This is a genomic window from Frankia sp. CeTa3Moorea, from assembly GCF_978021225.1.
In genome coordinates this window covers 1-7,107 of sequence record NZ_CDXDOR010000085.1, presented here as the reverse complement: position 1 = coordinate 7,107, position 7,107 = coordinate 1, and the positions used below count along the sequence as shown (strand labels likewise).

The window sequence follows — 7,107 nt, the reverse complement described above, 5'->3', positions numbered from 1 at the left end:
CCGCCGGGAGCCGAAGATTCCCCGGCCGTCCCCGGCGGAGGCACCGTGCGGGCCGCCCACACCGCCCGTCGAGAAGTCCGAGGGCAGGTCGAGCCTCCCCGGCGGCCCGAGCAGAACGTGGTCCCGATCGGCGCCCACCGTCATGAGGCCGGGTGGGATCCGGTGACCGGAGGTGTCGGACGGGCCCGGCCCGCCGGCGACGATCCCCGGCGGTGGGGAATCCGCCGCGCCACCCGAGGAGATCATCGTGTCGTCCCCGGCGCCCAAGCCGTGCGGCGCGGAGCCGTCCGGGCCGCTGAGCACCGTCGCCGCGGCCGTCACGCCGTCCGCCTCCGGCACGCCTCGGATCCCGGCCGGACCCGCTGCGCCCGCGAACCCCCTCGGCCCGGACAGCCCCCTCGGCCCGGACAGCCCCCTTGGCCCGGACAGGAAGGGCGGCCGCGAGACCAGGTCCGCGGCGTCCGGCGGCCGGATCACCGCGGTGACGTCGGAGGGGTCCTGAGCAGAGGGTTCCTGAGCGTCACCGACCTCGCCCGACGCGCCGAAACCGCCGGCGGTCACCGCCCCGACGGCACCGAAGGCCGCGGGCACTCCCGGAACACCGACCGCACCGGGAACACCCGGAATACCCGGAATACCCGGAACACCGGGTGCACTCCCGGCACCGACGGCGCCGAACCGATCAGCGAGGTCGGCGGCGAGCAGCGCCGCGCCCATCGCCACATCCGCGTCCGAACCGTGGTCGATCCGGTCGATCCCGCTGAAGGTCTCCCGCAGCCGGCGGGCCACCAGCGGAAGGTGGGAGATCCCGCCGGACAACAGGATCCGGGACAGCTCGGCGGAGGTCACCGGCACCGAGCGGAGCGCCCGGCGAAAGGTCATGATCGTGTCATCGACAATCGGGCCGATGAGGGTCTCCAGCTCCGCCCGGCTCAGCGTGACGAAGGTATCGACTCCGGGAAGGGAGACCGGAACGTCAACTTCGTCCTCACCGGAAAGGATCTCCTTCGCCTGCGCGCATTCCCGCCGCAGCCTGCCGAGCGCGGTCCGGATCATCGGGTCGGAACGGTCGAGCGCCGCACGCTCGACACCCGCGCCGGTCAGCACCCGGTCGACCAGGAGCTCGTCGAGCTCGAGGCCGGCGCCGTGGCGCAGACCCGCGGCCAAGCCGAGCAGCTGGAACCCGAACGGCGAGAAGGACAGGATCCCCGTGTCGAGGAAGCCGGCGCCGAAGTCGTACCATCCGACCAACTCGACGGTCTGGGTCGAGGAGCCGTGAGACAGCAGGGTTCCGATCGCGTCGGCGGCCGGGAACGCCGCGACGGGCACCGTGACATCGGAGAGCTGGCTCACGGCGTCCGCGAACACCTCGCGCCGGGCCGCCGACCAGAACGTCGGGAACGTCACGACGACCTGGTCCGGTTCCGACCCGAGCTGCTCGGTGGCGGCCGTGACGACGTAGGACACCAACCGGGCGATCAGCCCCTCCCGGCTGTAGGCGGCACCCCCGAGCAGAACGGGACCGCTGTCCCCGAGCGGGCGCAGGAGGTCGGTCGCGGCACGCTCGGGGTCGACCAGCGACCGGCGGTCCGCCGAGCGCGCGAACTGCAGGCCACCGGCCGGGGCAGCGTAGATCACCGACGGCAGGCGACGCTGACCGCTCAGTTCGAGCACGCGGGGCCAGCCTCCGTCCGCCACCCCGACGATCGTGTTCGCGGACCCGAGGTCGATACCCAGCTGATAGCTCACCGCGTCTCCCGAAACCCACGCGATCATCACGGCGACCGGAGCCACGGTACTCCGCTCGGCCGCCGGAGATCCTTCCACTCCCGTTACCACGATCATCGTAGACGTTTGACCAGGCAATATTTGTGTCCGGGAGCGGACAAAATATTTCCGGCTCCCGTTGAGCCGGTGAGCAGGTCCCTGAGTTGCCGAATGGTGCCGGACGGTGCCGAATGGTGCCGAGCCCCGGCCCGACCGGCCTGCCGTGGGCGGAACTGTGGAGGGTTAGGCACAGTCCAGCGGCCGTGGGCCGTTCCTAACCCTCCACACTTTTCCGTCGCGGCTTTCCGTCGCGGCTTTCCGCGGCGTCGGAGGGTGCCGCGGCCCGGCCCTCGTGGGCGGCCAGGCCGTCATGCGCGGCGAGGATGGCGTCGGCGGCCAGGCTCGGGGTGAGGGTGCCGTCGCGGACCCGCCGTTCAAGGTCCGGAGTGATCTCGCGGATCCCCGGATCGGCCCGCAGGCCCGCGAGCAGCCGATCGTGGACCATCGCCCACATCCAGTCGACCTGCTGGCGGCGGCGGCGGGCGGCGAGTTCGCCGGAGGCGTCGAGGGTGTCCTGATGCTGGACGATCTGCGCCCAGACGGCGTCCAGCCCCGTCCGCTCCACCGCGCTGCACGTCAGCACCGGGGTGTTCCAGTCCCGGGGACCGGCGGAGCCCTGCAGCAGCCGCAGCGCGCCGGCGAGTTCTCGGGCGGCACGGCGGGCGTCGAGCTCGTGCGGCCCGTCGGCCTTGTTCACCGCGATGACGTCGGCGAGCTCCAGCACCCCCTTCTTGATGCCCTGGAGCTGATCCCCTGTCCGGGCCAGGGTCAGGAACAGGAAGGTGTCGACCATGTCGGCGACGGTCGTCTCCGACTGGCCGACGCCGACCGTCTCGACCAGGACGACGTCGTAGCCCGCCGCCTCCATGACGACCATCGCCTCGCGGGTCGTCTTGGCGACGCCACCGAGCGTCCCCGCGGTGGGCGAGGGCCGGATGAACGCCGCCGGATCGGTGGACAACGCCGCCATCCGGGTCTTGTCCCCCAGGATGCTGCCGCCGGTACGCGTCGAGGAGGGGTCGACGGCGAGCACCGCCACCTGGTGCCCCTTCCCGGTGAGCATGGTGCCCAGCGCGTCGATGAACGTCGACTTGCCCACCCCGGGCACCCCGGTGATGCCGATCCGACGGGCCTTGCCCGCGTGCGGCAGCAACGTCACCAGCAGCCGCTGCGCGAGCTCCTGGTGGTCGGGCCTGGTGGACTCGACGAGGGTGATGGCCCGCGCGATCCAGGTCCGCGACGAGGCCAGCACCCCGTCGGCGTACTCGCCCGGATCGATCGGTCGTCGGGTCACCATGCCGGATCTGCCGTCGCTCGGGGGCGGGTCAGGCCGCGGGGTGAGCGGGATGAGCGGGATGACCGAGCTGGGCCGACAGGGTCGCGAGCAGGTCCAGCGCGGCGTCGGCGATGACCGTGCCGGGCGGGAAGATCGCGGCGGCGCCCGCGGCCCGCAGCTCGTCGAAGTCGCCGGGGGGGATGACCCCGCCGACCACGATGAGGATGTCGGGCCGGTCGAGCGCGGCAAGCTCCTCGCGCAGCGCGGGCACCAGGGTGAGGTGGCCGGCGGCCAGCGATGACACCCCGATGATCTGCACGTCGGCCTCGACGGCCTGCCGGGCGACCTCGGCCGGGGTCTGGAACAGCGGGCCGACGTCCACGTCGAAGCCGAGGTCGGCGAACGCGGTGGCGATCACCTTCTGGCCGCGGTCGTGACCGTCCTGGCCCATCTTCGCGACCAGGATCCGGGGCCGGCGACCCTCGGCGCGTTCGAAGGCGGCGGCGGCCTCGCGGGCGGCGAGGATGTTGCCGGCAGGTCCCGCCTCGTCCCGGTACACCCCGGAAATGGTACGGATCTGGCCCGCGTGACGCCCGTAGACCTTCTCCAGCGCGTCGGAGATCTCCCCGACCGTCGCCTGAGCCCGGGCCGCGTCGACGGCGAGCGCCAGCAGGTTCTGCTCCAGCCCGGGACCGCGGCGCCCATCGCGGGCCGCGTCGGCCGCCGCGGTCAGGACGTGCAGCGCCGCCTCCACCGCGGCCGGGTCACGGTCGGCGCGCAGCCGGCGCAGCTTCTCGATCTGCTCGGCGCGCACCGCCGAGTTGTCGACCTTGAGCACCTCGATGGCCTCGTCCGCGTCGACGCGGTACTTGTTCACCCCGATCAGCGGCTGGCGGCCGGAGTCGATGCGGGCCTGGGTGCGGGCGGCGGCCTCCTCGATGCGCATCTTCGGAATCCCGGCGTCGATGGCCTGCGCCATGCCGCCCGAGGCCTCGACCTCGTCGATGTGCTCCCAGGTCCGGCGGGCCAGGTCGTGGGTGAGCCGCTCGACGTAGTAGCTGCCGCCCCACGGGTCGATCACCCGGGTGGTGCCGGACTCCTGCTGGAGCAGCAGCTGGGTGTTGCGGGCAATGCGGGCCGAGAAGTCCGTCGGCAGGGCCAGCGCCTCGTCGAGGGCGTTGGTGTGCAGCGACTGGGTGTGCCCCTGGGTGGCGGCCATCGCCTCCACGCAGGTGCGCACCACGTTGTTGAACACGTCCTGGGCAGTCAGCGACCAGCCCGAGGTCTGCGAGTGGGTCCGCAGCGACAGCGACTTGGCGCTCTTCGGGGTGAACTGGTTGACCAGCCGCGACCACAGCAGCCGGGCCGCGCGCAGCTTGGCGACCTCCATGAAGAAGTTCATGCCGATCGCCCAGAAGAACGACAGCCTTGGTGCGAACGCGTCGATATCCAGCCCCGCGCCCAGCCCCGCCCGGATGTACTCGACTCCGTCGGCCAGGGTGTAGGCCAGTTCCAGGTCGGCCGTCGCCCCGGCCTCCTGCATGTGGTAACCGGAGATCGAGATCGAGTTGAACCGCGGCATCCGCTGCGAGGTGAACGAGAAGATGTCCGAGATGATCTGCATCGACGGCTGCGGCGGGTAGATGTAGGTGTTGCGGACCATGAACTCCTTGAGGATGTCGTTCTGGATGGTCCCGGCGAGCTGCCCCGGGGCCACCCCCTGCTCCTCGGCCGCGACGATGTAGAGCGCCAGCACCGGCAGCACGGCGCCGTTCATGGTCATCGACACGCTCATCTTGTCCAGCGGGATACCGTCGAACAGCTGGCGCATGTCGAGGATGGAGTCGATGGCGACGCCGGCCATGCCGACGTCGCCGGTGACCCGCGGGTGGTCGCTGTCGTAGCCGCGGTGGGTCGGCAGGTCGAAGGCGACCGACAGGCCCTTCTGCCCGGCGGCGAGGTTGCGCCGGTAGAAGGCGTTCGACGCGGCGGCGGTGGAGAACCCGGCATACTGGCGGATGGTCCACGGCTGGGTGACGTACATCGCCGGGTACGGGCCGCGCAGGAAGGGCGCGATCCCCGGGTAGGTGCCCAGGAAGTCCAGGCCCGCGGTGTCGGCGGCAGTGTAGAGCGGCTTCACCGCGATGCCCTCGGGGGTATCCCAGGTCAGCGCGTCGGCGTCCTTACCGGTCGCCGCCTCCAAGGCGGCCCGCCACTCACCTTCCGCCGTGTCCGCCCCGGCCGGCGTGGTGCCCAGCTCCACCGCGGAGAAGTCCGGGATCATCGTGGCACGTTGCGAGCTGTCCGTGGACATCAGGCCACCCCAACCTCGGCGAGCGTCGCCCGCAGCACGGCGACGGCATTGCATCCAGTGAACACGTAGCCGTCGATGCCCGCGGCGGCATCGGTCTGCGCGCGCGCACCGGCCTGGCCCGCGAGCCACACCCGGCTCGCCCCGGCGGCCCGCAGCGCCTCGGCGACCGGTCCGGCGTGCTCGGCGTACACCTTGTCGGCCGAGCACAGGCAGGCCACGGTGGCCCCGGAGGCGCTGAACGCCGCCGCGATCGACGCCGGGTCCGTGCCCGGGCCGGACGTCGGAGTCTCGAACCCGCCCGCCTGGAACAGGTTGGCGGCGAAGGTGGCGCGCGCGGTCGAGACCGCCGCGCTGCCCAGGGTGGCCAGGAAGACCACGGGCCGGCCGCCCGTCGCCGCCAGGTGCGCGTCGGAACGGGCGCGCAGCTCCTCGAAGGTGAGGTCGTAGGTGAGCTCCGGCAGCCCGGTGCCCACCGCCGTGGCGGCCTCCCCGCCGGCGCCGGCGGGGCTCACGGCGGGCACGGGGCTCACGGCGGGCACGGGGGACCGCTCGGGGAGGTTCTCGCCCAGGTTCGGGAACTCGCTCACCCCGGTGATCGGTTCCCGCCGGTGGGCGATCGCGTCGGAGCGCGTCGCCCAGGTGGCCGCGATCCGCTCGGCGACGAGCCCGGACCGCAGGCCGGCGACGATCCCGCCGGCCCGCTCGATCTCGGTGAACCAGACCCAGGCCGCCTCGGCGAGCTCGGCGGTGAGTGACTCGACGTACCAGGAGCCGCCGGCCGGGTCAGTCACCCGGATCAGGCTCGACTCCTCCTGCAGGAGGGTCTGGGTGTTGCGGGCGATCCGGCGGGAGAAGTCGTCGGGCCGGCCGAGGCGCGTGTCGAACGGCAGGACGGTGACCGCGTCGGCGCCGCCGACACCGGCGCCGAAGCAGGCCAGCGTCGTGCGCAGCATGTTCACCCAGGGATCCCGGCGGGTCATCATCGCCGCCGAGGTGACCGCGTGCTGGCGCTGGGCCCGGTCGGCCGGCTCGGCGCCGCACACCTCGGCGACCCGTGACCACAACCGGCGGGCGGCCCGCAGCTTCGCGATCGAGGAGAACTGATCGGCGGTGACCGCGTAGCGAAACTCGATCTGGGCGAGCGCCTCGGCAAGGCTCAGGCCGGCCCCGGTGAGCTCCCGCAGGTAGGCGACGCCGGTGGCCAGTGACGCCCCGAGTTCCTCGGCGTCACTGCCACCCGCGCGGTGGTAGGGCTGGGCGTCGACGACGAAGGCGCGGATCCCGGGGAACTCCCGCACGCACCGGCCGGCGAGCGACACCGCCTCGGCGAGGCCCACCGGGCCGTCGGCCGGCAGGCCGGTCCGCGCGGCCAGACCGATCGGGTCGGCGCCGAGGCTGCCCGTGAGCTGCGAACCGGGCAGGCCGCGGGCGGCGGCGAGGCCGAAGAACTCCTCGGCGGCCGCGGCGGTGAGCTCCCCCGCGTCCAGCACGATCGGCGCGAGGTCGAGGTAGACCTCGCGCAGCACCGCGCCGAGCCCGCCGACCGGCAGACCGGCGGGCCCCAGCCGCAGCCAGAGCGAGGTAGCGCCGTTCTCCAGATCGGCGAGGACCGCCTCGGCGACGAGCGTGGCATCGGGGTTGCCATGCAGCGCGCGGACATCCCAGCCGCCGGTGCCCGCGCCCTGCGCCC

Annotated in this window: 4 protein-coding genes; all 4 read right to left on the bottom strand. The window is 72.9% G+C overall.

Annotated elements, in window-relative coordinates; translation table 11 throughout:
* Positions 1-1,749: Hsp70 family protein (locus AC08OV_RS15245; RefSeq protein ID WP_476619826.1), on the bottom strand; the 1,749-nt coding region annotated here is incomplete at its 3' end.
* Positions 1,750-2,041: 292 nt separating this feature from the next.
* Positions 2,042-3,124 (bottom strand): methylmalonyl Co-A mutase-associated GTPase MeaB, encoded by a 1,083-nt coding sequence (meaB, locus tag AC08OV_RS15240; RefSeq protein WP_476615283.1) that lies wholly within the window; start codon positions 3,122-3,124, stop codon positions 2,042-2,044.
* A gap of 28 nt (positions 3,125-3,152) precedes the next feature.
* Positions 3,153-5,417: a methylmalonyl-CoA mutase gene (gene scpA / locus AC08OV_RS15235; RefSeq protein ID WP_476615284.1), complete on the bottom strand. Its 2,265-nt coding sequence runs from the start codon at positions 5,415-5,417 to the stop codon at positions 3,153-3,155.
* The coding region (locus tag AC08OV_RS15230; RefSeq protein ID WP_476619825.1) for a methylmalonyl-CoA mutase family protein at positions 5,417-7,107 on the bottom strand (1,691 nt) is incomplete at its 5' end. The genes AC08OV_RS15230 and scpA, both read right to left, overlap by 1 nt.

What these genes read in the sequence shown, in the direction of transcription:
- meaB (WP_476615283.1), bottom strand. Translation starts at nt 3,124, where the DNA reads ATGGTGACCCGACGACCGATCGATCCGGGCGAGTACGCCGACGGGGTG.
- scpA (WP_476615284.1), bottom strand. Translation starts at nt 5,417, where the DNA reads ATGTCCACGGACAGCTCGCAACGTGCCACGATGATCCCGGACTTCTCC.